The sequence below is a fragment of the Streptomyces sp. NPDC090106 genome (assembly GCF_044747265.1).
GTDB lineage: Bacteria > Actinomycetota > Actinomycetes > Streptomycetales > Streptomycetaceae > Streptomyces.
Map to the genome: position 1 here is coordinate 48,079 of NZ_JBIVDS010000015.1, position 23,593 is coordinate 71,671.

At 71.9% G+C, this 23,593-nt stretch carries 23 protein-coding genes and 1 tRNA gene; 13 read left to right on the forward strand and 11 right to left on the reverse strand.

The features are described 5' to 3' along the window. Positions 1-48 precede the first annotated feature (48 nt). Entirely contained in the window at positions 49-789 is a 741-nt protein-coding gene (pflA, locus tag ACIPSE_RS37710) for a pyruvate formate-lyase-activating protein (protein WP_401672537.1), read from the forward strand. 79 nt (positions 790-868) lie between these two features. Next, on the forward strand, positions 869-1,045 hold the full coding sequence (locus tag ACIPSE_RS37715; RefSeq protein WP_401672084.1) for a hypothetical protein: 177 nt from the start codon (positions 869-871) through the stop codon (positions 1,043-1,045). Positions 1,046-1,124: 79 nt separating this feature from the next. Here ACIPSE_RS37715 and mscL read toward each other — a convergent pair whose 3' ends face one another. The 6 genes from mscL to ACIPSE_RS37745 all read right to left on the reverse strand — a co-directional run bounded on the left by mscL (position 1,125) and on the right by ACIPSE_RS37745 (position 7,048). Further along, the gene (mscL, locus tag ACIPSE_RS37720) at positions 1,125-1,583 is read right to left on the reverse strand and encodes a large conductance mechanosensitive channel protein MscL (protein WP_401672087.1); all 459 of its coding nucleotides are present in this window, start codon (positions 1,581-1,583) and stop codon (positions 1,125-1,127) included. A gap of 138 nt (positions 1,584-1,721) precedes the next feature. Then, positions 1,722-2,264, reverse strand: coding sequence for a hypothetical protein (locus tag ACIPSE_RS37725; RefSeq protein ID WP_401672539.1), 543 nt, complete (start codon positions 2,262-2,264; stop codon positions 1,722-1,724). 300 nt (positions 2,265-2,564) lie between these two features. Continuing rightward, positions 2,565-3,398, reverse strand: coding sequence for an S-methyl-5'-thioadenosine phosphorylase (locus tag ACIPSE_RS37730; protein ID WP_401672089.1), 834 nt, complete (start codon positions 3,396-3,398; stop codon positions 2,565-2,567). Positions 3,399-3,500: 102 nt separating this feature from the next. Next, entirely contained in the window at positions 3,501-3,815 is a 315-nt protein-coding gene (locus ACIPSE_RS37735) for an FmdB family zinc ribbon protein (protein ID WP_401672092.1), read from the reverse strand. A gap of 67 nt (positions 3,816-3,882) precedes the next feature. Further along, positions 3,883-5,184 (reverse strand): MFS transporter, encoded by a 1,302-nt coding sequence (locus ACIPSE_RS37740; protein WP_401672095.1) that lies wholly within the window; start codon positions 5,182-5,184, stop codon positions 3,883-3,885. A gap of 328 nt (positions 5,185-5,512) precedes the next feature. Then, positions 5,513-7,048: a potassium/proton antiporter gene (locus tag ACIPSE_RS37745; RefSeq protein ID WP_401672541.1), complete on the reverse strand. Its 1,536-nt coding sequence runs from the start codon at positions 7,046-7,048 to the stop codon at positions 5,513-5,515. Positions 7,049-7,289: 241 nt separating this feature from the next. Between ACIPSE_RS37745 and ACIPSE_RS37750 the strand changes: the two genes are divergently transcribed. After that, positions 7,290-10,046 carry a penicillin acylase family protein gene (locus ACIPSE_RS37750; RefSeq protein ID WP_401672097.1) on the forward strand — a complete coding sequence of 919 codons (2,757 nt, stop codon included), beginning with the start codon at positions 7,290-7,292 and terminating at the stop codon, positions 10,044-10,046. 64 nt (positions 10,047-10,110) lie between these two features. On the opposite strand, the gene ACIPSE_RS37755 is transcribed toward ACIPSE_RS37750, so the two are convergent. Then, positions 10,111-10,698, reverse strand: a complete 588-nt coding sequence (locus tag ACIPSE_RS37755) for a 5-formyltetrahydrofolate cyclo-ligase (protein WP_401672099.1) — start codon at positions 10,696-10,698, stop codon at positions 10,111-10,113. Between the two features lie 132 nt (positions 10,699-10,830). On the opposite strand from ACIPSE_RS37755, the gene galU reads away from it, so the two are divergent. The 7 genes from galU (at position 10,831) to ACIPSE_RS37790 (ending at position 16,528) form a co-directional block, all read left to right on the forward strand. After that, a complete protein-coding gene (gene galU / locus ACIPSE_RS37760) occupies positions 10,831-11,733 on the forward strand; it encodes a UTP--glucose-1-phosphate uridylyltransferase GalU (protein WP_401672102.1) in 903 nt (300 codons plus the stop codon). Between the two features lie 5 nt (positions 11,734-11,738). After that, positions 11,739-13,091, forward strand: coding sequence for a gephyrin-like molybdotransferase Glp (gene glp / locus ACIPSE_RS37765; protein WP_401672105.1), 1,353 nt, complete (start codon positions 11,739-11,741; stop codon positions 13,089-13,091). An 87-nt stretch (positions 13,092-13,178) separates the two neighbouring features. Beyond that, entirely contained in the window at positions 13,179-13,658 is a 480-nt protein-coding gene (gene moaC, locus ACIPSE_RS37770) for a cyclic pyranopterin monophosphate synthase MoaC (protein WP_401672107.1), read from the forward strand. Next, a complete protein-coding gene (locus ACIPSE_RS37775; RefSeq protein WP_401672543.1) occupies positions 13,643-14,191 on the forward strand; it encodes a molybdenum cofactor biosynthesis protein B in 549 nt (182 codons plus the stop codon). Before moaC ends, ACIPSE_RS37775 begins: the two co-directional genes overlap by 16 nt. A gap of 20 nt (positions 14,192-14,211) precedes the next feature. After that, positions 14,212-14,835, forward strand: a complete 624-nt coding sequence (locus ACIPSE_RS37780; protein WP_401672110.1) for a GNAT family N-acetyltransferase — start codon at positions 14,212-14,214, stop codon at positions 14,833-14,835. A 193-nt stretch (positions 14,836-15,028) separates the two neighbouring features. Then, positions 15,029-16,339, forward strand: a complete 1,311-nt coding sequence (glpR, locus tag ACIPSE_RS37785; RefSeq protein ID WP_401672112.1) for a gephyrin-like molybdotransferase receptor GlpR — start codon at positions 15,029-15,031, stop codon at positions 16,337-16,339. 115 nt (positions 16,340-16,454) lie between these two features. Further along, positions 16,455-16,528: transfer RNA gene (locus ACIPSE_RS37790), tRNA-Ala, on the forward strand. A gap of 28 nt (positions 16,529-16,556) precedes the next feature. On the opposite strand, the gene ACIPSE_RS37795 is transcribed toward ACIPSE_RS37790, so the two are convergent. Together ACIPSE_RS37795 and ACIPSE_RS37800 are read right to left on the reverse strand one after the other, a co-directional pair. Continuing rightward, positions 16,557-18,461: an FtsX-like permease family protein gene (locus ACIPSE_RS37795; protein WP_401672114.1), complete on the reverse strand. Its 1,905-nt coding sequence runs from the start codon at positions 18,459-18,461 to the stop codon at positions 16,557-16,559. Continuing rightward, positions 18,455-19,336: an ABC transporter ATP-binding protein gene (locus ACIPSE_RS37800; protein WP_401672116.1), complete on the reverse strand. Its 882-nt coding sequence runs from the start codon at positions 19,334-19,336 to the stop codon at positions 18,455-18,457. The genes ACIPSE_RS37795 and ACIPSE_RS37800 overlap by 7 nt, the downstream gene beginning before the upstream one ends. Before the next feature lie 176 nt (positions 19,337-19,512). Between ACIPSE_RS37800 and ACIPSE_RS37805 the strand changes: the two genes are divergently transcribed. Both ACIPSE_RS37805 and ACIPSE_RS37810 read left to right on the forward strand, forming a co-directional pair. Continuing rightward, complete coding sequence (locus ACIPSE_RS37805) at positions 19,513-20,793, forward strand: sensor histidine kinase (protein WP_401672118.1); 1,281 nt, start codon at positions 19,513-19,515, stop codon at positions 20,791-20,793. Next, complete coding sequence (locus ACIPSE_RS37810) at positions 20,766-21,425, forward strand: response regulator (protein ID WP_401672120.1); 660 nt, start codon at positions 20,766-20,768, stop codon at positions 21,423-21,425. The genes ACIPSE_RS37805 and ACIPSE_RS37810 overlap by 28 nt, the downstream gene beginning before the upstream one ends. 89 nt (positions 21,426-21,514) lie before the next feature. Here ACIPSE_RS37810 and ACIPSE_RS37815 read toward each other — a convergent pair whose 3' ends face one another. Further along, positions 21,515-21,991, reverse strand: a complete 477-nt coding sequence (locus ACIPSE_RS37815) for a GNAT family N-acetyltransferase (RefSeq protein WP_401672122.1) — start codon at positions 21,989-21,991, stop codon at positions 21,515-21,517. Positions 21,992-22,123: 132 nt separating this feature from the next. On the opposite strand from ACIPSE_RS37815, the gene ACIPSE_RS37820 reads away from it, so the two are divergent. Continuing rightward, positions 22,124-22,927 (forward strand): exodeoxyribonuclease III, encoded by an 804-nt coding sequence (locus ACIPSE_RS37820; RefSeq protein WP_401672125.1) that lies wholly within the window; start codon positions 22,124-22,126, stop codon positions 22,925-22,927. On the opposite strand, the gene ACIPSE_RS37825 is transcribed toward ACIPSE_RS37820, so the two are convergent. Further along, complete coding sequence (locus ACIPSE_RS37825) at positions 22,924-23,574, reverse strand: MerR family transcriptional regulator (protein WP_401672545.1); 651 nt, start codon at positions 23,572-23,574, stop codon at positions 22,924-22,926. The genes ACIPSE_RS37820 and ACIPSE_RS37825 overlap by 4 nt on opposite strands. Positions 23,575-23,593 lie beyond the last annotated feature (19 nt).

Here is a 23,593-nt window from a genome sequence, read left to right on the forward strand (position 1 = left end):
GCCGGCGCCGCCGGCCGCACCGGCCCCGCCACTCCCGCCGCCGCGGCGATGCGACGCCCGGTGGTCGGCTCGGTCCACTCGTGGGACCTGTCGACCGGCGTCGACGGCCCCGGCACCCGCTTCGTGACGTTCCTGTCCGGCTGCCCGCTGACCTGCCTGTACTGCCACAACCCCGACACCTGGCGGATGCGCGACGGCAAGCGCACCGCGGCCGACGAGATCGTCGCCGAAGCCGGCAAGTACACGCGGTTCATCGCCGCCGCGGGCGGGGGCGCCACCGTCAGCGGGGGAGAGCCGCTGCTCCAGCCCGTCTTCACGGGCGAGCTGCTGCACCGCTTCAAGCATGAACTCGGCCTGCACACCGCCCTGGACACCTCGGGCTTCCTCGGCGTGCGCGCCACCGACGCCCTGCTGCGCGACACCGACCTGGTCCTGCTCGACATCAAGTCCTGGGACCGCGCCACCTACCGGAAGGTCACCGGCCGCCCCCTGGAGCCGACTCTCGACTTCGCCCGGCGCCTCGCCGACCTCGGCAAGGAGGTCCACGTCCGCTTCGTCCTGGTGCCCGGTCTGACCGACGCCCCCGACAACATCGCCGGTGTCGCCGCCTTCGCCGCCTCGCTCGGCAACGTCAGCCGCGTCGACGTCCTGCCCTTCCACAAGCTCGGCGAGGCCAAGTGGCAGGCCCTCGGCCGTCCCTTCCCCCTGCGGGACACCCCCTGCCCCACCCCCGAGCGGACCGCCCTGGCCAGAGGCGTCTTCGAGGCCCACGGTCTGTACACGGTGTGAGCCCTCGCCGGTGCGAGGAGGCCGGACCCCGTTGCCCGCGCCGGGACCCCGGCCGCCGCCAGGGCCGTACCCTGGACGCATGAGCACGACCCCCGACCCCGAGCCGCGCACCCCGAAGCCGTCGCTGATCTTCGGCGACCCGCTGGACCAGCAGTCCTCGGACGACACCGACCGGGGCTGGGGCGAGGCGACCGGCTCGGACAGCGCGGCGGATCTGAAGCGCTTCCTCGACGAGAAGCCGCCCCACCACATCTGAGCCGACCGTACGGCGGCCCGCATCTGAACCGACCGCACGGCGGCCCGCCAGAGCAGACGGACCGCCGTGCCGCCGACCGCTAGCGCTCGCTGTGTCCGGAGCCGCGCTGCGCGACCAGCGCGTCGCGGATCTCCTTGAGGACCTCCAGCTCGGTCACCTCGATGACCTCGTGGGTGCCCTCCTTGGCCTTCCTGCGGGCCTCCACGCGAGCCAGGTACTTCGCCATCGGCAGCACCATCAGGAAGTACACGACCGCCGCCGTGATCACGAAGCTCAGCGTCGCGCCGAGCACCGAGCCCCACAGGAGCTGGATGCCCTGGTCGCCCGAGCAGCTGTCGCTCAGACACGAGCTGTAGCTGTCGAGGTTCTGCGTGCCGATCGCTCCGACGAGCGGATTGATGAGCCCCTTCACCACCGCGTTCACGATGTTGGTGAAGGCGGCTCCGATGACGACCGCCACGGCCAGATCGACGACGTTCCCGCGCATCAGGAAGGCTTTGAAGCCCGCCAAGAGACTCGGTTCCTTCTTCTCGCTCACCTAGGGGACTCTCCTCGCACGCACAGGCTGTGGAACAAACAGTTCCGCAACCTACGTCACCGCGCGCCCAGCGTGTCCAATCAGGTAGCTCGAACGAGGGACTTGACAGCCACTCACTGACGATCCGAAGCGCATGGCTCAACACAGCGTCACCGCCAGCCGTGCCGTCGCGCTCGCCCCGGCCAGACGTGCCGCGGTGGAACGCGGCACCGAGAGCACGACGAGCGCCCCGCTCTCCGCGGCGCCCTCCAACGGCTCCGGCACCTCCTTGACCTGAGCCCCGCGCGCGACCACGAGGGCGTCATCGCCCCTCGCCGACGCCTCCGCCGCGATGACGTCGACCCGGTCTCCGGCCCGCAGCAGCAGAACCGTGGCCGCGTCGGCGATCCGCACCGGCGCCGTCACCATCTCGACCGTGCGCCGCTCCCGCGCCGGTTCGGTCACCGGCTGCCCGCGTGTCCCCTCCGCGCCGGCCGGACCGACCGCCACCAGCGCGGCGGCCGTCACTGCGAGCCCCGCCGCCACCGCACGCCTGCGATGCCTTGCGAGACGGGCCAGTTGATACCGCCCGCCGCGCACCCGCACCGGAGCGAAGTGCGGCACCGCGCACGTCGGGGGCGCGTCGGGCCCCGGCGGATGAGGGCCGAGGGCGGAAGGAGGAGGGAGCGGAGCAGCGGACAGGGGAGGAGGAGAAGCGGATGGGAGACGCGAACCGGATGGGGAGAGAGCGTGGGAAGACAGCGCGAAGGACATGGGAACCACCACCTGACCTGTGACGACGGATCGACCGGCAAGGCCACGATGCGGCCTCGCGCCGAATCCCGCCGGGACAGGTGGACCACCGGCCGATTGTGGACAACTCCGTCACCCGAAGGAGGAGTTCCGCCCCGTTCGTCCGTCAGCCGGCTCCCGGCCCATCCCTCCCGCGACCCGTTCCCGTTCCCGGGCCCGGGAACGGGTCGCGGGAGGGACTGGCCGGGATCACGGCAGTTCGAATCCGGGATCCATGCCGCCCAGTGCCCTGGCGCACAGACAGTCCCGCTCCTCGTTCGACGGCAATGCGGCCACCGCGTCGAACAGCACGCCCCGCAGCCGGTCCACGTTCGCCGCGAACACTCGCAGCACCTCGTCGTGCGAGACGCCCTCTCCGGTCTCCGCGCCCGCGTCCAGATCGGTGACCAGCGTCAACGACGTGTAACAGAGCTCCAGTTCACGGGCGAGCGCCGCCTCGGGATGGCCGGTCATGCCCACCACCGACCAGCCCTGGGCCCGGTGCCACACGGACTCCGCGCGCGTCGAGAACCGGGGCCCCTCGATCACGACCAGGGTCCCGCCGTCCACCGCCTCCCAGTCCCGCCCGCGCGCGGCCTTCAGCGCCGACGCCCGCCCCACCGGGCAGGACGGGTCGGCCAGCGACACGTGCACCACGTGGGGCACGGCCCCGCCGGGCAGCGGCAGCCCGTCGAAGTACGTCCCCGTCCGCGACTTCGTCCGGTCGACGAGCTGATCCGGCACCAGCAGTGTGCCTGGACCGTATTCGGGCCGCAGACCGCCCACCGCGCACGGCCCGAGGATCTGGCGCGCCCCGACCGACCGCAGCGCCCACAGGTTCGCCCGGTAGTTGATCCGGTGCGGCGGCAGATGGTGCCCACGCCCGTGCCGTGGAAGGAAAGCGACCCGTCGGCCCGCGATCTCGCCGAGGAAGAGGGAATCGCTGGGCGACCCGTACGGAGTGTCCACCTGGATCTCGGTCACGTCGTCGAGGAACGAGTAGAAGCCCGAGCCGCCGATCACGCCGATCTCTGCGTTCGCCATGCCCCGCACAGTAGCTGGCCCCGGCACGGAGCCGGGGGCGGCTCAGGAAACGCCGAGGACCCCGTCGTCGTCACGACGACGGGGTCCTGTGAGCGTGAGTCCTCAGGCGGCGGAGGTGTTGCTGCTGCTGGAGGAGGAGCTGCCGCTCGACGGCTTCGAGTCCGACGAGGACGACGACGTCGAGGTGGACGAAGAGGACGTCGACGGCTTCGACGACGCCGGCGAGCTGCTCGACGAGGAGCCGCGGCTGTCGTTCCGGTAGAAGCCGGAGCCCTTGAAGACAATTCCGACCGCGGAGAACACCTTCTTCAGGCGGCCACCGCAGTTCGGGCACTCGGTCAGAGCGTCGTCGGTGAACTTCTGCACCGCCTCGAGGCCCTCGCCGCACTCGGTGCACTGGTACTGGTAGGTCGGCACTGTCTTCCTCCTGGCACTCTCACTCAATGAGTGCTAACGACGGTCCATAGTGACGTATTCCTGAGGATCAGTCCACCGCCACCGGCACGCGGTGACCCACGCCACGTGCGACGGTACGGCTCCGGGACGGCGGAGCGAGCCGCGAACGCAGTGCGAGGAGCGTCGTCAGGGCGATCAGTGTGCCGCCCATCGGGACCAGGAATCCTGCACCGTCCCAGAAGCGGTCCTCCAGCTGACCGGCGACCGTGACGGCGCCGGCCTGCCCGAGAGCCACCGCGCCCGTCAGCCAGGTGAACGCCTCGGTGCGTGCGCCCGCGGGCACCAGACTCTCGACCAGCGTGTAACCGGTGATCAGCGCGGGCGCGATGCTCATGCCGACCAGCAGGCCCAGCCCGGCCAGCGTGAGCACGGAGTGCGCGGCCCACAGTCCGGACGCCGTCAGCGCGAGCGCGCCGTACCCGACCAGCAGGCGCCGCTGCGGGGCGACCTTCCAGGCGATCGCGCCGCACACGACACCGGAGAGCATGTTGCCCGCCGCGAACACTCCGTACAGCACGCCGTTCAGGCCGGGCTCGCCGATCGACTCGGTGAACGCGGCCAGCGAGACCTGCATGCCGCCGAAGACGGTGCCGATGCCCAGGAACGTCACGATCAGCACGCGCACGCCGGGCACCCGCAGTGCCGAGGTGTGCTCCACGCGCGCGTGCCCGTCGGGGGAGACCTCGGGCTGCGTGCTCTTCTGCGCGGCGAACAGCAGACCGCCGACCAGGGTCAGCGCGGCCTCCGTCATCAAGCCCGCGGCCGGGTCGACGGCCGTGCACAGCGCGGTGGCCAGCAGCGGGCCCACGACGAAGGTCAGCTCGTCGGTCACGGACTCGAAGGCCGCCGCCGTGGTCATCAGTGGCGAGCCCTGGAGCTTCACGCCCCAGCGGGCGCGCACCATCGGGCCGATCTGCGGCACCGAGGCGCCCGTTGGCACGGCCGCGACGAACAGCGCCCACAGGGGCGCGTGCGCGAGGGCGAGCGCGGTCAGTGTGAGACCCGACAGCGTGTGCACCAGCACGCCGGGGATCAGCACCGTGCGCTGCCCGTAGCGGTCCGCGAGACGCCCGCTGTAGGGCGCGAACACCGCCATGGAGACGCCGGTGACGGCCGCCGCGGCGCCCGCGGCGCCGTACGAGCCGGTGGTGTGCTGCACGAGCAGCACGATGGAGATCGTCAGCATCGCGAAGGGCTGGCGGGCGGCGAAGCCGGGGAGCAGGAACGTCCAGGCGCCCCGCGTGCGCAGCAGCCGCCCGTATCCCGCGCGGGAGGAGGACGACGGAGCCGGCGTGTCCTTCGACGGCTCGGTGGTGACCGTGGATTCCACGGCCCGTGCCTTTCTGCCGCCTGGTAGCGCGCCCGTGCGGGGGCGCCGAGAGCTGTCCTCTTGCGCGGAACTGCGGTAGATACCGGCGCCTACTGCGAGGGGTCCCGGCCGCCATACGGTCGCGCCAGCTCTGCGTCAGGCAGAGTTGGTTCGATCAGGGTGCGCCTTCATCGTACAGGGATCAATGATCGACGATCCTGTGAAAACGAGCACCATGGCGCCGTTCACCTGCGAATGGCGGGGGTGTGAACTGTGCGAAACACGCCCTTAACGGAACGGCCGGGCACGGCACGGCGCCGTAGGGCGCGGGTGCCGCGCTGTGCGCCCCTCACGATCGCGGCGCGTCCTCGTCCGTGCCCAGCCACCCCGCCAGCTTGCCCCCGTGGCCCACCGCGCGCAGTCGCCTCTCCGCCGCGTCGCGCACCGGGTCCGTGGTGACGACGAGCAGTTCGTCCCCGCGCCGTAGCACCGTCGTGGGCAGCGGGACGAACGACTTCTCGTCGCGGACGACGAGCGTGACGGCGGCACCGGCGGGCAGCCGGAGCTCGTTGACCTCGACGCCGTGCATCCGGGAGCCGTCCGGGATCGCGACGGACAGCAGATGGCCGCGCAGTCGCTCCAGCGGCGCCGACTCGATGCCCAGGTCGGCGGCCTCGGCCCCCTCGCCCAGGCGCAGCTTGCGGGCCAGCCAGGGCAGCGTCGGCCCCTGGACGAGGGTGTAGACGACGACCAGGACGAAGACGATGTTGAAGATGCGGCCGCTGCCGCTGACGCCCTGCACCATGGGGATCGTCGCCAGGATGATGGGCACGGCCCCGCGCAGTCCCGCCCAGGACATGAGGGTCTGCTCCTGCCAGGGCACCCGGAACGGCATGAGGCACGCCACGATGCTCAGCGGGCGCGCCACCATCGTCAGGACCAGGCCGATGACGAGGGCGGGCACCACGTCGTCGCCCAGTTCGTGCGGGGTGACCAGCAGCCCGAGCAGGACGAACATGCCGATCTGGGCGAGCCAGCCGAGCCCTTCGGCGAACCCGCGCGTGGCGGGCCAGTGCGGCAGTTTGGCGTTGCCGAGGACCATGGCGGCGAGATAGACGGCGATGAAGCCGCTGCCGTGCGCGAGCGCGCCCGCGGCGTACGCCGTGACCGCGATCGCCATCACGGCGATCGGGTAGAGACCGGAGGCGGGCAGTGCCACGTGCCTCAGGCCCCAGGAGCCCAGCCAGCCGACCAGGAGGCCGAGGGCGGCGCCGATGGCCAGCTCCAGCAATATCTCGCCGATCAGCACGTACCAGTGCTCGACCGGGCCGGCCGTGGAGAAGGCGACGACCAGGATGACCACCGGGGCGTCGTTGAAGCCGGACTCGGCCTCCAGCGTGCCCGTCACGCGCGCGGGGAGCGGGATTCTGCGCAGCACCGAGAACACCGCCGCGGCGTCCGTCGAGGACACCACCGCCCCGATGATGAGGGCCTGGCGCCAGTCGAGGCCGACCAGGTAGTGCGCGGCCGTCGCCGTGACACCGACGCTCACCGCCGTTCCGGCCAGTGCCAGCGCGGTGGCGGACGGCAGGACGGGTTCGATCTCCTTCCACTTCGTGCCCAGACCGCCCTCGGCCAGGATCACGACCAGGGCCGCGTATCCGATGACCTGGGTCAGTTCGGCGTTGTCGAAGTGGATGTCGCCGATGCCGTCCTGGCCCATGGCGATGCCGATGCCCAGATACACGAGCAGGCTGGGGAGCCCGCTGCGCGAGGAGATCCGGACCGCTGCGACGGCGACGAGCAGGACGAGCGAGCAGACGAGCAGGAGCTGGTTGAGGTGGTGGACGGTCAGCGGCTGTTCCCTTCCCTGACCCAGGCGCATCACGCGCGTGGGCTCACGTACACAGGACACGAAGATGACGGATCTCCGCACCCAAGTACTTCATTACCTTACCTAACTCTTGACGATTTCTTGACGCTAGGCGAGGCAAGATCGAACGCCTGCACGCCCGGGTACCCGACTCCGCGTCAAGTGGCGCAGAGCGCTGCGCCTATGGTTGCTCCAGCGCTCATTCAAGAGGACAGACCGCCCTGCCGCTCGCGTAAGGACAGCAAGGACAGCGATGCCCCCCAACACCACCGCGTCAACGGGTCACAAGCCCGGCAAGTCCGGCCGGAAAAAGGGGCGCAAAGCCCGTCTGATCGTCCTCGTCCTGGTGCTGGCCATCATCGGAGGACTCGCCTACGGCGCCTACTGGTCCATCAGCACCGTGCGCGCCTCCTTCCCGCAGACCAAGGGTTCGATCACGCTCGAAGGCCTGTCGGGACCGGTCGACGTGAAGCGGGACGGCTACGGCATCCCGCAGATCTACGCCTCCACCGACGAGGACCTGTTCATGGCGCAGGGCTACGTCCAGGCGCAGGACCGGTTCTACGAGATGGACGTGCGCCGGCACATGACCTCCGGACGCCTGTCCGAGATGTTCGGCAAGGACCAGGTCTCCGACGACGAGTTCCTGCGCACCCTCGGCTGGGACCGGATCGCGCAGGAGGAGTACGACACCAAGCTGTCGGCCTCCACGAAGAAGTACCTCCAGGCCTACTCCAAGGGAGTCAACGCCTACCTGTCCGGCAAGGACGGCAAGGACATCTCCCTGGAGTACGCGGCTCTCGGCTTCGTGAACGACTACAAGCCAGAGAAGTGGACCCCGGTCGACTCCGTCGCGTGGCTTAAGGCGATGGCCTGGGACCTGCGCGGCAACATGCAGGACGAGATCGACCGCTCCCTGATGACCAGCCGCCTCGGCCCCAAGCAGATCGCCGACCTGTACCCGGACTACCCGTACAGCCGGAACAAAGCGATCGTCCAGGAGGGCCAGTACGACGAGCTCACCCAGACGTTCGAGCAGAACGGCTCCTCGTCCGGCTCAGGGACCTCCGCGAGCGGCTCGACCGGCACGGGCACGTCCACGGCCTCCGAGGCGCTCACGAGCCAGCTCTCGGGCCTCCAGGACGTCCTGGACGACGTACCGACGGCCGTCGGCGTGAACGGCAACGGCATCGGCTCCAACTCCTGGGTCGTCTCCGGCGCCCACACCATCACGGGCCAGCCGCTGCTCGCCAACGACCCGCACCTCACGGCCTCGCTGCCGTCCGTCTGGTACCAGATGGGCCTGCACTGCCGCACCGTCTCCGCGACGTGCCAGTACGACGTCACCGGCTACACCTTCGCGGGCATGCCCGGTGTGGTCATCGGCCACAACCAGGACATCGCCTGGGGCATGACCAACTCCGGTGTCGACGTCACGGACCTCTACCTGGAGAAGCTCTCCGGCGACGGCTACCTGTACGACGGCAAGACGGTGCCCTTCAAGACGCGCGAGGAGACCATCAAGGTCGCCGGCGGCACGTCCAAGAAGATCGTCGTCCGCGAGACCAACAATGGCCCCCTGCTCTCCGACCGCAGTGACGAACTCGTCAAGGTCGGCCAGAAGGCGGGCGTCGAGACCTCCGCGCCCGACCGCGGCGACGGCTACGGCATCGCGCTGCGCTGGACCGCCCTGGACGCCGGCACCACCATGGACGCCGTCTTCGCCATGGACAAGGCCGCCGACTGGGACGACTTCCGCGCCGCGGCGGCCTTGTTCGACGTGCCCTCGCAGAACCTCGTCTACGCCGACAGCAAGAACATCGGCTACACACTGCCCGGGAAGATCCCCACGCGCGGGAAGAACCACGACGGCTCCGTCCCGGCGCCCGGCTGGGACTCCGACTACCGCTGGACCGGCTGGATCCAGCAGGACGAGCTGCCCTACGAGTACAACCCGGAGCGCGGCTACATCGTCACCGCCAACCAGGCCGTGGTCGACGAGGACAAGTACCCCTACACGCTCACCACGGACTGGGGCTACGGCACCCGCAGCCAGCGGATCACCGACCTGATCCAGTCGAAGATCGACGACGGCGGCAAGATCTCCACCGACGACATGCGGCAGATGCAGCTCGACAACAGCAGCGAGATCGCCAAGCTGCTCGTGCCCAAGCTGCTGAAGATCGACATCGACGACAAGGACGTCCGCGAGGCGCAGAAGCTGCTGGAGGGCTGGGACTACACCCAGGACGCCGACTCCGCCGCCGCCGCCTACTTCAACTCGGTGTGGCGCAACATCCTGAAGCTCGCCTTCGGCAACAAGCTGCCCAAGGAGCTGCGCGTCGAGGGCCAGTGCCTGTGGGTCAAGAAGGCCGACAGCACCGGGCCGGTCGACGAGGACACCGACGTCCGCGAGTGCGGTCAGCGCGACGCCGACCAGGCGCAGCCGGACGGCGGCGACCGCTGGTTCGAGGTCGTGCGCAACCTCATGGACGACGAGGACAGCGACTGGTGGAAGACGCCCGCCGGCGTGGGTGACCGCCCGGCCGCCGACAACCGCGACCAGCTCTTCAAGCGGGCCATGATCGACGCCCGCTGGGAGCTGACCTCCAAGCTCGGCAAGGACATCGACACCTGGAGCTGGGGCAGGCTGCACCGCCTGTTCCTGAAGAACCAGACCCTCGGTACCGCGGGCCCCGGCTACCTCCAGTACATCCTCAACCGCGGCCCCTGGAAGCTCAGCGGCGGCGAGGCCACGGTCAACGCGACCGGCTGGAACGCGGCCGGAGGCTACGGCGTCATCTGGGTGCCCTCGATGCGGATGGTGGTCAACCTCGGCGACCTCGACAAGTCGAAGTGGATCAACCTCACCGGCGCCTCCGGGCACGCCTACAGCTCGCACTACACCGACCAGACCGACAAGTGGGCCAACGGTGAGCTGCTCGACTGGTCCTTCAGCAAGGACGCGGTCGACGCGAGCACGAGCGACACCCTGGTCCTGAAGCCGTGACCCGCTGACGGCAGACCACACGAAGGGGCCCTCCACGCACGCGTGGAGGGCCCCTTCGCATGCGTCACACCGCCGGGCCGCCGAAGCGGCGCACGCCCGACGGCGTCACCACCGCGTCCACCGCCCGGTCGTGCGCCTCCACCGGGACGCGCTCCACGACCTCCCGGTCGTAGAGCAGCACCACCAGCGCGGGATGCGTGCCCGCACGCTCCAGCCGGGCGAGCACGCGGTCGTACGACCCTCCGCCGCGCCCCAGACGCATGCCGCGCCCGTCGACCGCCAGGCCCGGGAGCAGGACCGCGTCCGCGGAAACGATGGCGTCGGGCCCGAAGCGTTCGCCCGAAGGCTCGAAGAGTGCCATTTTTCCGCCATGTTGGACGCGCGCCAGGGAGTCGGCGCCCGTGTAGGCACCCCAGTCCAGGTCGTTGTCGGGCAGGAGCGCGGGGAGCAGGACGCGCACGCCCCGCGCGTGCAGCGCGTCCAGCAGCGCGAGCGTGCCGGGCTCGCTCCCCACCGAGACGTACGCCCCCACGGTGCGCGCCCGCGCCAACTCGGGCAGTTCCAGCGCCCGGTCGGCCAGCGCGAACGCCGCCTTCCGCATGTCATCGGCCGTCAACCTGCTCCTCACCGTGAGGATTTCTCGCCGCAACATCGGCTTGTCAGGGTCAGCCGAACGTCCGATGTGGCTCAAAGATCGCTCCTGCCCCGCTTCAATACGCTCATATCAGGTCTTATTAACCGGGGCCTCAGATTCCGAACAAAGGCACCGGATATGGTTGCGGGCATGACTCAGTCGCACCCTCGGATCACCAAGGCTGTCATCCCTGCCGCAGGCCTGGGTACACGGTTCCTGCCGGCGACCAAAGCCACTCCCAAGGAGATGCTGCCGGTCGTCGACAAGCCGGCGATCCAGTACGTGGTCGAGGAGGCCGTCTCCGCCGGCCTCGACGACGTCCTCATGATCACGGGCCGCAACAAGCGCCCCCTCGAGGACCACTTCGACCGCAACTACGAGCTGGAGTCCGCCCTTCAGAAGAAGGGCGACGCCCAACGGCTCGCGAAGGTGCAGGAGTCCAGCGACCTGGCGACGATGCACTACGTGCGTCAGGGCGACCCCCGGGGCCTCGGTCACGCCGTCCTGTGCGCCGCCCCGCACGTGGGACACGAGCCGTTCGCCGTCCTCCTCGGCGACGACCTCATCGACCCGCGCGACCCGCTGCTCAAGCGGATGGTCGAGGTCCAGGAGCAGCGCGGCGGCAGCGTCGTCGCGCTCATGGAGGTCGCGCCCGAGCAGATCCACCTCTACGGATGCGCGGCCGTCGACGCCACCGAGGACGGCGACGTCGTCAAGGTCCACGACCTGGTGGAGAAGCCGTCCGCGGCCGACGCCCCGTCGAACTACGCGATCATCGGCCGCTACGTCCTCGACCCGCACATCTTCGACATACTGCAGCAGACCGAGCCGGGCCGCGGCGGCGAGATCCAGCTCACCGACGCCCTCCAGCAGCTCGCCGCGGACGAGAAGGTCGGCGGCCCGGTGCACGGCGTCGTCTTCAAGGGCCGCCGCTATGACACCGGAGACCGTGGCGACTATCTGCGTGCCATTGTCAGACTCGCGTGCGAACGTGAAGACCTGGGCCCGGACTTCCGGACCTGGCTTCGCAGTTTCGTAGCCGAGGAGATGTAGCAACGTTGAGCAACGCCGCGCCGCGCACCACCGGCCAGGACCGTCTCTGGTCGGTGGACGAACACCTGGAGGACATCCTCGCGACCGTCCGCCCCCTCGAACCCATCGAGCTGCAACTCCTCGACGCCCAGGGCTGCGTCCTGGTCGACGACGTCATGGTGCCGGTCTCCCTGCCGCCGTTCGACAACAGCTCCATGGACGGGTACGCGGTACGGGTCGCCGATGTCACGGGCGCGAGCGAGGCGCGGCCCGCCGTCCTGGACGTCGTCGGGGACGTCGCGGCGGGCCAGTCCGAACTGCTCCACGTCGGCCCCGGCCAGGCCGCCCGCATCATGACCGGCGCCCCGCTGCCGCCCGGCGCCGAGACCGTCGTCCCCGTCGAGTGGACCGACGGAGGCCTCGGAGAGGGCCCGGTCACCGGCATGCGCGCCCGCGCCCAGGCCCCCGACCTCGCCGAGGGCCAGGTACGCGTGTACCGGCCCGCCGAAGCACGCGCGCACGTGCGCGCGGCGGGCAGCGACGTACGCGAGGGTGACCTCGCCCTCGCGGCCGGCACAGTCCTCGGCCCGCCCCAGATCGCCCTGCTCGCCGCGATCGGCCGCGGCACGGTTCGCGTACGCCCGCGCCCGCGCGTGGTCGTCATGTCCACCGGCAGCGAACTCGTCCAGCCCGACGAGCAGTTGACCGGCGGCCAGATCTACGACTCCAACAGCTTCGCCCTCACCGCCGCTGCCCGTGACGCCGGCGCCATCGCCTACCGCGTGGGCGCCGTCGCCGACGAGGCCGAGACGCTGCGCTCCACCATCGAGGACCAACTCGTCCGCGCCGACCTCATGGTCACCACGGGCGGGGTGAGCGTCGGGGCGTACGACGTCGTCAAGGAGGCGCTGACGTCCCTCGGGGAGGAGGACGCAGAGGGTGACGGTGACGAGGGCGAACAGGGACCGGCGCGCGGGGTCGACTTCCGCAAGCTCGCCATGCAGCCCGGCAAGCCCCAGGGGTTCGGCTCCGTCGGCCCCGACCGCACCCCGCTGCTGGCGCTCCCCGGCAACCCCGTGTCGTCGTACGTCTCCTTCGAGCTGTTCGTGCGGCCCGCGATCCGCACCCTCATGGGGCTCACCGCTGTGCACCGGCCGCGCACGCGCGCGACGCTGACCACCGGCAAGGCGCTGACCTCGCCGAAGGGGCGCCGTCAGTTCCTGCGCGGGACGTACGCCGACGGCACGGTGACGCCCGTCGGCGGCGCCGGCTCGCACCTCGTGGCGGCCCTCGCCCGCGCGGACGCGCTGATCGTCGTACCGGAGGACGTGGAGTCCGTCGAACCCGGCGCCGAGGTCGAGGTGGTCCTGCTCGGCTGAGTGCTCCTGGTTGGCGGTACCGTGTCGCGCACGACAGGCCCGCGCGCGCCGCACCGCGCAGAGCCGTGACCGGGAGCGCCGCACAGCATGAGTACGCAGGACCGACTGACGCACATCGACGAGGCGGGGGCCGCCCGCATGGTCGACGTATCCGGGAAGGACGTGACCGCGCGCACCGCCCGCGCCAGTGGCCGCGTCCTCGTCTCGCCCCGCGTGATCGAACTGCTGCGCGGTGAGGGCGTCCCCAAGGGCGACGCCCTCGCCACCGCGCGGATCGCGGGCATCATGGGAGCCAAGCGCACCCCCGACCTGATCCCGCTGTGCCACCCTCTGGCGGTCTCGGGTGTGAAACTGGATCTGTCGGTCGCGGACGACGCCGTGGAGATCCTGGCCACCGTCAGGACCACGGACCGCACGGGCGTCGAGATGGAGGCGCTCACCGCGGTCTCCGTCGCCGCGCTCACCGTGATCGACATGGTCAAGGCGGTCGACAAGGGAGCGGTCATCACGGACGTGCGCGTGGAGGAGAAGACCGGCGGCAAGTCGGGCGACTGGAGCCGGGCGTGAGCGCCGGGGCGCACGAGTCCGTGCGCGCGCCCTACCGCGCGCTCGTCGTCACCGCGTCCAACCGCGCCGCCGCCGGTGTCTACGAGGACAAGGGCGGCCCGCTGATCGCCGAGGGCCTCAGGGGCTTCGGGTTCACCGTCGAGGGGCCGCAGGTCGTGCCCGACGGGGACCCCGTGGAGGCGGCGCTGCGGGCCGCGGCCGACGCCGGGTACGACGTCGTCGTCACCACCGGCGGCACGGGCATCTCGCCCACCGACCGCACCCCCGAGGCGACCCGCGCCGTCATCGACCACGAGGTGCCGGGCATCGCGGAGGCCATCCGGGCGTTCGGACGGGACAAGGTGCCGACCGCCGCGCTGTCCCGGGGACTGGCCGGGGTCGCGGGGCGCACACTGATCGTCAACCTGCCGGGTTCCACCGGTGGGGTGAAGGACGGACTGGCCGTCCTGGAGCCCCTGTTGGTCCACGCCGTCGACCAGCTCCGCGGCGGCGATCACCCGAGACCCGGCGCAGCCACTGGGGGTGCGAGCTGAACAGCCCATCCTGGCCCGTCGTGCTGCGGGACGGCGATGTCGTCCTCCGGCCGATAAGGCTGCGCGACCAGCGGGCCTGGCGCGAGGTCAACCGGCGCAACCGCGACTGGCTGCGCCCCTGGGAGGCGACCATCCCGCCGCCCACCCCCAGCGGGCCGATCGCCCACCGGCCGACCTACCGGCAGATGGTGCGGCACCTGCGCTCCGAGGCGAACGCGGGCCGGATGCTGCCCTTCGTCATCGAGTACGAGGGCCGTCTCGTAGGCCAGTTGACCGTCGCCGGGATCACCTGGGGATCGATGTGCTCGGGCCACATCGGCTATTGGGTGGACGAGTCGGTGGCCGGCCGCGGGGTGATGCCGACCGCTGTCGCGCTCGTCGTGGACCACGGTTTCCGGACCGTTGGTCTGCACCGCATCGAGGTCTGCATTCGCCCCGAGAACGGGCCCAGCCGACGGGTCGTGGAGAAACTCGGATTCCGCGAGGAGGGGCTCAGGCCCCGTTATCTCCACATCGACGGCGCCTGGCGGGACCACCTCGTCTTCGCGCTCACGGCGGAAGAGGTGCCGGAAGGGCTGCTCGCCCGATGGCGGCGGGCACGTGCGCGGAAGGCTCCGCACAGCTCCCCGGGGAACCCCGCATAGCCCAGGAACCCAGAAAATTGAATAAATGTTCGAGAATGATCGAACGGAGGCCGTCTCCGGGCATTAAATTCGCCCGCTCGGCGGCCCGCTGATCGCATCGTTCACAAAAAAAGCTCGAAATATCAGCCAGATCGTGCGACACACCGGCCCAATTGGCAGATGGCCTCACGCAAACCCCTCTACCGTGTGAGGCGTGAGCAGCAGCGGCCTCATCTACGCAGTCATTGTCGGGGCCTGGGCCGCCTACTTGGTGCCGATGTGGCTCCGTAGGCAGGACGAGCTGAACGAGGCCCGTCCGACGGAACGCTTCAGCACAGCCATCCGGTTGCTGTCCGGACGGGCGGGCATGGAGCGTCGGTACGCCAAGGACCTGCGGGCGCGCTCCACCGACGAGGAGGAGCCCAGCGCCGTCGACCCGGACGCGGTCACCGATTCGGTGGACGTCCGGGCCTTCGCCATGCCTCCGACGCGCCCGCAGGTGCGCGCGGACATCCCGGCGCGCGCGGAAGCGCAGGCGCCGGCTCCGGCACAGGCGCAGGCACCAGCACGTAAGGAAGTGACGCGCGAACCGGCGCGGGCGAGACCGGCCGAGCCGGCGCCCGCGCCACGCAGCGCCCCGGCGCAGGCATCGGCCTCCGCGCCCGCGCGCAAGCGTGTACCGGCCGCGCGGCGCACGCCCGCCTCGGAAGCCGCCGCGGCTCGCGCCCGGCGCACCAAGGTGCTCGCGCGCCGCAGGCGCACCACCGTGATGCTCTTCATCGGCTTCACGCTCGGTGCGGTCGTCGCCGCCGTCGGCGGGCTCGCGTTCCTGTGGGCGCCCGGCGTGCCCGCCGTCCTGCTCAGCGGGTACATCGCCTACCTGCGCACCCAGGAACGGCGCCGCTTTGCCTACCAGATGGACCGGCAGCGCGCCGAGGCCGCCGCGCAGCGGCTGAAGGAGCGCGCGCGCCAGCCGCGCAGGCGCCCCGCCGCCGAGGCCCCCGCCGACGCCGACGAGCCGGACGAGGGACCAGAGGCCGAGCAGGACACCGGTCTGTCGGCGCTCGCCGCGGACCGGCGCGCCCTCGTCGAGCAGACCGACCACGCCGAATGGGTGGACCAGCAGCGTGAGCGGCAGCGGCGCCCCGGGCACGGGGACAGCTGGGACCCGGTCCCGGTGCCGCTGCCCACGTACGTGACCGCGCCGGTCGCGCCGCGGGCGACCTCGGACGTGGACCTCGGAGCGCCGGACGCGTGGAGTTCGGCGCGGTCGAGCTCGGTGGGCGACCGTGAAGGACGTGGCGCCGAGACCGGCGCCGGGCAGCACGGGCACGACGCCGTGACCGCGGACGCCGTCACCGGCGACGAGGCGGCGGGCGCGGAGGACACGGCGGACGGGGTCGACGGCGACGGACGCAGCGACGCCCGTCGGGCCGCCTCCGCGCGCCGGTCGCGGGAGCGGGGACGCACGCCGCTCTTCGACCAGTACGAGGACGGCGAGCGGCCCCGCGCCGCCAACGAGTAGGACGGCGGGGCCCGGAGCCGCCCACCCGCCCGACCTGGGTGGGCCTCCGCCCGGGGGGCCGGGGAACGGATTTCCAAGCACCCCGATCAGGGTGCTAGAGTTTCACTCGTTGCAAGGGCCTGTGGCGCAGTCTGGTAGCGCACCTCGTTCGCATCGAGGGGGTCTGGGGTTCAAATCCCCACAGGTCCACACAACATGAAGGGCCCGTTCCTGGGAATCAGGAACGGGCCCTTTGCCATGTCCGGAAGTGACGGTGAAGCGCCAGGCCCGCCGGGAGCACCGCCGCGACGACGGCCAGGGCGGCACACGCGGCGGTGACCGAGGCGAGTTCCGGCCAGGGCAGCCGGATCGCGACCGGCGCCGATTGGAGGGCCAGGGCGCTCCCCATGCCGCCGAGGTTCAGGACGGTCACCAGGAGACCCAGGAGCGCGCCCGCCGCGACCACCGTGAGGGCCTCCGCGGCGACCAGACGGAGGACCTGACCGGTCGTGGCGCCGACGAGGTGCAGGGAGACCAGTTCGCGGGTGCGGTCGGCGGTGGCCATCAGCAGGGTGTTGACGAGGGAGATCGCCGTGTACAGGAGGGCGATCCCGAGGACCAGGAGGAGGCCGAGACGGGTCGGCCCGTCGGCGTCCGTGAAGCCTGCCGTGGGGTAGGACGCCCGTAGCCACGCCTCCCGGGACAGGACCTTCGCGTCCGTCGCCGCGACGGCCTGACGCAGGGCCCGTTCCGTCGAGCGGCCCGGCCCCGGCCCCGTCTCCGTCACCTTCACGTCGACCCGGTCCACGGGCGCGCCCGCGATGTTCGCAGGGGTCACGTACACCCCGTTGCCGCCTGTGCCGACCGGCATCACCGCCGCGATGCGCAGCGACTTGGAGGTGCCGTCGCCGAGCCGGACGGTGACGCGGGAGCCGACCGTGTGCCGCTCCCACTCCTCGTTGACGACGATCGAGTCGTCGTCCAGGTCGGCGAGACGGCCCGCCGCCAGGGGAAGGCTCGTCGTCGCGGCCAGGAGGCCGGGATCGGCAGCGTGCGCCTCGGACCCGACCAGGGCCACGCCCTCCTCCAGGACGTGGACGGAGCCCGACGACAGCGGGGAGACCGTGGTGCCCGGGACCGCGCGCAGACGGCCGAGCGTCCGGGCGGTGAAGCCCGCCTGGGACGTCACCACGAAGTCGGCCCGCGTCCGCTCCCGCGCCTCCGCCGCGCGGGCGGCGTCCAGGGTGGCCGTGGCGCCGAGGAGGGAGCCGGTGAGGGCCACCGTGACCAGGACGGGGGCGGCGAGGGCCGAGGTGCGACGCAGGGCGGCCGTGGTGTTCTCGCGGACCAGCACGCCCCGCGGGGCCAGCAGCCGGAGCAGCGGAAGGAGCGGGAGCGGTGACAGCAGGGCCGTCGCCGTGATGAGGAGCATCGGGCGGCTCACGTACGTCTTGCGGTGCAGGAGGTCGCCCGGGTCCGTCAGCAGCGCGAAGGCCAGGGTGAGTGCCGCCGTCGCCAACAGGGCCGCCCCGCACAGCAGTCGGCCCCGGGTCAGGGGGCGTTCCTCGGCCGACGCCTCGCGCAGGGCCTGCGTCGCCGGGATGCGGCCGGCCCGGAAGGACGCGGCCGTCGCGCCGGACAGTGCCACCGACAGACCGGTCCAGAAGGCGAGTTGGTACGGCCACACCAGGCCGTCGCCGATCGTGAACCAGGCGGGCGCGACGCCTCCCGCCACCAGCCGTGCCGCCAGCCACGGGGCGGCGTACGCCCCCAGCGCACAGCCGGACACGGACGCCGCCACGCCCACGACGAGCGCCTCCGCAAGAACCGTCCGGCGGATCTGCCCCGGTGTGGCACCCGCGGCGCGCAGCAGGCCGAACTCACGGCGGCGCTGCGCCACCGTGAACGCGAACGTCGACGCCACGACGAACACGGCGACGAAACCGGTCACGCCGCCGGCCGTCCCGAACAGGGCGTTGAGCGTCGTGGCCGCCTCCGCGTCACTCTCCGGGGCGGCGCGCGCGACCGCGGCGAGCGCCAGGCCCATGACCGCGAGCAGGGTCACCCCCAGGGACAGGGCGACGAAACTGCCCGTAAAGGCGGTCCAACGGCAGCGCAGCGTGCGCAGAGCGAGGATCAGCACGAGGACACCCCCGCGCCGCACACCACCGAGCCGCACGCCCCCGCGCCGTGCCCTCCCGATCCGCACGCCCCCGCGCCGCTCCGCACGGCTCGCGCGCCACCCGCTCCGCCGTCCCCGCCCTCCCCGTCGCCCTCCCGCGGACTCTCCAGCGTCGCCATACGCGTCGCGATCTCCGTCGCGGGCGCCCCCGCCGCCTCCCCGTGCACCCGCCCGTCCACCAGGAACACGACACGGTCGGCGTACGACGCGGCCACCGGGTCGTGCGTGACCATGACGATCGTCGCCGCCTCCGTGTCGGCCGACGCGCGCAGCAGACGCAGCACCTCCCCGCCCGTGCGGGAGTCCAGCGCACCCGTGGGCTCGTCCGCGAACAGCACCTCGGGGCGGGTGACCAGGGCGCGGGCCACGGCGACGCGCTGCTGCTGGCCGCCGGAGAGCCGGGAGGGCCGGTGCCGGGCCCGGTCGCCCAGGCCGACCCGGTGCAGCGCCTCACGCACGCGTGCCCGCGACACCCGCCGGCCGGACAGGCGCAGCGGCAGGGCCACGTTCTGCTCGGCGGTCAGGGAGGGCAGGAGGTTGTACGACTGGAAGACGAAGCCGACGCGTTCGCGGCGCAGCAGCGTCAGGCGGCGTTCGCTCAGACCGGTGAGTTCCGTGTCACCGATGCGCACCGAGCCCGAGGTCGGCCGGTCCAGGCCGGCCGCGCACTGCAGCAGCGTCGACTTGCCCGAGCCGGACGGGCCCATGACCGCCGTGAACGTGCCGCGCGCGAAGGCCAGCGAGACGTCGTCCAGGGCGGTCACGCCGCCGTCGCCCCGGCCGTACCGGCGGCTGACGGAGGTCAGCCGGATCGCGTGGCGGGTGGTCTGTGTCATCTGCCCTGTCATCTGCCCTCTTCAGGTCCGGGAGTGGGGAGAGGGCTCCACGAAACCCTTCCGCCGCCCCTCGGCGCAGTGCGGCGGAGGGGAGACCTGGGGGTGGGGCCAGGCATACCCCCGTGCTCCGGCTGGACCGATTCCCCTGGCCCGTCCGGCCTCCTACCGTGATCGGCATGACGGTGTGGCAGGCGCTGGGCACGCGCGCGTATCTGAGATCGGCGTGGCCGTGGCGGTCGCTCGCGTTCCTCGTGAGCGGGGCGCTGTTCGGCGCGGTCGTGCTCGTGGGGATCGTCAGCGGCGCGGTGGTGGGCGGGGCGCTCGCCGTCGTGCTCGTCGGGTTGCCGCTGCTGCTGCTGACCGCGCTGGCCGGCATCCCCGTGGCCGCCGTCGAGCGCCGTAGGCTCCGGCTGGCCGGGGGCGCGCCCGTGCTGCCCGCGCGGCATCGCACGCCGGACGCGCCGGGGTTGGCGCGGTGGCTGTCGACCCGGCTCAAGGAGGGCGCCACCTGGCGCGAGCTGGCGTACGCCGCTCTCCTCGCGCTCGTGCTGTGGCCGCTCGACGCGCTCGCCGTCCTCTTTGCCGCCGGAGTACCCCTGTTCATGCTCGCGACCCCGGCGCTCGTCGCCGTCGACGGCGAGGCGAAGGTGGTCAAGCTGGGGACCGTGAGCACACTCCCCGGGGCGTTCGCGGTGGCGGGCGCCGGAGTGGTGCTGATCGCGACCGGGGTGTACGCCCTGGGCGCCTTCGCGGGAGCGCGCGCCGAGTTCGCGCGCCTCATGATCGCGCCCCCGGCGCGCCCCGACGACAGCGCGCGCGTCGCCGAACTCGTCCGCTCCCGCGTCCGCCTCGTCGACGCCTTCGAGGCGGAGCGCCGCCGCATCGAGCGCGACCTGCACGACGGCGCCCAGCAACGGCTCGTCGCCCTCACCATGACCCTCGGCCTCGCCCGCCTCGACACGCCCCCCGACAGCCTTCTCGCCGACCAGCTCGCCAAGGCGCAGGGCGAGGCCGAGAAGGCGCTCGCGGAACTGAGGGAGCTCATCCACGGCATCCACCCCAAGGTTCTCGCCGACTACGGTCTGGAAGCCGCCGTCGCCGACGCGGCCGACCGCAGCGCGGTCCCGGTGGACGTCCGGCTCGACCTGCCGGGCCGGCTGCCCCGCCCCGTCGAGAGCGCCGCGTACTTCGTCGTCTGCGAGGCGCTCGCCAACGTCGACCGGCACAGCGGGGCGAGCCGGGCCGTGATCGGCGGGGGACACGGCGACGGGCGGCTGACCCTGGAGATCGGGGACGACGGGAGGGGCGGCGCGGACGGGGCGAACGGCACCGGGCTCCTCGGTCTCGCCGACCGGTTGTCAGTGCTCGATGGCAGACTTTTCCTGTCCAGCCCACCGGGCGGACCGACCCTGTTGAGAGTGGAGATCCCGTGCCCGCCGACCGAGCCCTGCGCATAGTCCTCGCCGAGGACAGCGTGCTGCTGCGCGACGGACTCGTCGGTCTGCTCACGCGGTTCGGGCACGAGGTCGTCGCCGCTGTCGGAGACGCGGACGCCCTGCGCGCGGCCGTCGGCGAGCACACGCCGGACGTGGTCGTCACCGACGTCCGGATGCCGCCGGGCTTCCAGGACGAGGGACTGCACGCGGCGGTGCGGCTGCGGGAGGAACGGCCCGGCCTGCCGGTGCTGGTGCTCAGCCAGTACGTGCAGCGGGAGTACGCCGCCGAGCTGCTCGACTCCGGGGACGGCGGCGCCGTCGGCTATCTGCTCAAGGACCGGGTGGGCCAGGTCGAGCAGTTCGTGGACGCGCTGCGCGAGGTCGCCGCCGGGGGCACGGTCGTCGACCCCGAGGTCGTGCGCCGGCTTCTGCGCCGAAGACGGGATCCGCTCGCCCGGCTCAGCCCCCGCGAGCGCGAAGTGCTGGCGCTCATCGCCGAGGGCCGGTCCAACAGCGCGATAGCGAAGGAGCTCGTCGTGTCCGAGGCGGCCGTCGGCAAGCACATCGGCTCGATCCTCGCCAAGCTGGACCTGCCGCCCGCCGACGACACCCACCGCAGGGTTTCGGCGGTCCTCGCCTACCTCAGGGCCTGACCGCCGGCGGCACAGAGCCTCAGAGCCCGACGGGCGGCACGGAGCCTCGGGGCCTCACCGGCCGCACACGCCTCAGAGCCCGACCGGCGTCACAGCGCCTTCGCGTAGCAGCGGCTCGACTCGTAGTCCCGGTAGTAACCGAACTTGTCGCACGGCTCGTACCCGCTCGACACGTACAGGGCGATCGCCTCGGGCTGCTTGTCGCCGGTCTCCAGGACCATGCGGAGCCGGCCCGCCGCCCGCGCGTCCTCCTCCAGCGCCCCGAGGATGCGCCGGGCCAGGCCCAGGCCGCGCGCCTGCTCGATGACGAACATGCGCTTCAGCTCGGCGTCCCCGTCGCTGTAGCCCTCGTCGTTCGCGTCCTGGGCGCGCCAGCCGCCGGTGGCGACGGGGCTGTCGTGCTCGTCGTACGCGATGAGGTACACGCCGTTCGGGGGCTCGAAGTGCGTCGGGTCCAGGTGGGTGGCGTCGCCGCCGTCGCCGTAGCGGACGGCGTACTCGGCCTGGACCTCGTCGTTGAGCTTGACGGCGTCGGGGTGGTCGAACGAGACGGGGCGTACATCCATGCGAAAACGGTATACCAGCGAAAGAGCGAGGTGAGAGGGCGTGAGGGAGGCCGGGCGGCCGGTCGTCCCGCGCGACCTTCCGATACATGATCGAAAACCGGACCAGGTCCAGGCTGAAGGTAGGGTGCCGGGGTGCTGACTGTGACGACCGCGAATGTGAACGGGCTCCGTGCCGCCGCGAAGAAGGGCTTCGTGGAGTGGCTGGCGGACACCTCCGCCGATGTGATCTGCCTCCAGGAGGTGCGCGCCGAGCCGCAGCAACTGCCCGAGGAGGTCCGCGCCCCCGAAGGCTGGCACGTCGTGCACGCGCCCGCCGCCGCCAAGGGCCGCGCCGGGGTCTCCCTCTACACGCGCCGTGAGCCCGACCGGGTCCGTGTCGGCTTCGGGTCGGAGGAGTTCGACGGCAGCGGACGGTACGTCGAGGCGGACCTGCCGGGTGTGACGGTCGCCTCCCTCTACCTCCCCTCCGGGGAGGTCGGCACCGAGCGGCAGGACGAGAAGGTCCGGTTCATGGACGAGTTCCTCGTCCACCTCAAGGAGCTGCGCGAGCGGTCCGCCGCCGACGGCCGTGAGGTCGTGGTCTGCGGCGACTGGAACATCGCCCACCAGCAGGCCGACCTCAAGAACTGGCGCGCCAACCAGAAGAGCTCCGGGTTCCTGCCCGAGGAGCGGGCCTGGCTGGGCCAGGTCCTGGACGCGGCCGACGGCGGGTACGTCGACGTCGTACGGGCGCTGCACCCGGACGTGGAGGGGCCCTACTCGTGGTGGTCCTACCGGGGGCGGGCCTTCGACAACGACAGCGGATGGCGCATCGACTACCACGTCTCCACGCCGGGCCTCGCGGACAAGGCGGTCAAGGGGTTCGTGGAGCGCGCGGCCACGCACGCCGAGCGCTGGTCCGACCACGCGCCGGTGACGGTGGTCTACGACCTCTAGAGGCCCCCAGGGGGCCGTTCCTCCTCGGCCGCGCCCTGCCGCAGCCGCCGGTCGAGCGCCAGGGACAGTTCCGCCTCCACCACGCTGCGCGCGAGCGGACGCAGCCGCTGGAGGTCGCCCGGGGTGCCGTGGCGCAGGATGACGTCGGCGAAGTCGTCGGCCATGGCGTCCACATGGGCGCGCACCCGGGCGCCCGCCGCCAGCACCTCCGCGAGGGGGATGCCCTCGCGGACCAGCGCGGAGGAGACGTCCAGCAGGCGGCGGCTGACGTGGACGATGTCGTCGCCGTCGGTGCCGAGGTAACCGAGGTCGAGGGCGGCGGCGAGGTTCTCGGCGGTGACCTGGCCCTCGAAGCGGGCGGCGAGCTCCTCGGGGGTGAGCCGGACCGGCTCCTCCTCGGTGGGCGGGGCGACGCCGAGCACGTCCGCCACGTCCCGGCCGTGGTCGAGGGCCTCGGCCAGCTCCGCGATGCCGGTGAGGGTGTGGCCGCGTTCCAGAAGCGCCGCGATCGTGCGCAGCCGGGCCAGGTGATGGTCGTCGTACCAGGCGATACGGCCCTCGCGGCGGGGCGGCGGGATCAGTTTGCGCTCCCGGTAGAAGCGGACCGTGCGGACCGTGATGCCCGCCAGCTCGGCCAGCTCCTCCATGCGGTACTCGCGCCTGTCC